General features: G+C 66.2%; 1 pseudogene. It reads left to right on the forward strand.

The features are described 5' to 3' along the window. Positions 1 to 698 (forward strand): annotated as a pseudogene (locus tag EOA33_RS37570) (hypothetical protein); the annotation flags it as partial.

Consider the following 698-nt stretch of genomic DNA (forward strand, 5'->3'; position numbering starts at 1 on the left):
GATCTGCGAAGGCGGCGACGTGCTCGGCCAGCTCGTGCGCCGTCGCGAGGCGGGCGGGCCCGGGGTCTCGTGCTGGACAGTGTGTTTGCACAACACCCGCCTCGGCATGCTTCACCCCGAGGCCGTCACCCGCAACGCCTTTGGCGATGCCAACTACTACAATCTCTGTCCCTCGCATCCGGACGCGCGCGCCTATGTCCGCGCCTTGGTCGCGGACATCTCGCACGGCTACAGGCCGGACCGGATCGAGCTCGAAAGCCCGTCCTTCATGGGTTTTGCGCATGAGTATCATCACGAGAAGGATGGTGTCGGCCTGGCGCCAGAAGACGATTTCCTGCTCTCGCTGTGCTTCTGCCCGTCCTGCCTGGATCGCGCGGCCAAAGCCGGCGTCAATGGCGCGGCGGCGCAAAAGCTGGTCAGGCAATGGATCGCCGAGACCTGCGAGCGTGCGGTGCCGAAGCGGCGCTTTCCCGACTTTCCGGCAAGTGGGCTCGATATCTTCCTGCCTTGGCCGGAACTCCATGCCTATCTCGTCTGGCGCTTCGAGCCGGTGACCAGCCTGGTCGCCGAGTTGCGCGAGGTGGCGCATCCGGCGACGCGGGTGCTGATCATCGACCTCAAGGACGGCTGGCTCGGCGGCTGCGATCTCGCGGCGCTCGGCAAGGTCTGCGATGGGGCGATCCTGTGCGCCTACGACA

The sequence above is a fragment of the Mesorhizobium sp. M4A.F.Ca.ET.050.02.1.1 genome (assembly GCF_003997725.1).
Lineage (GTDB): Bacteria > Pseudomonadota > Alphaproteobacteria > Rhizobiales > Rhizobiaceae > Mesorhizobium.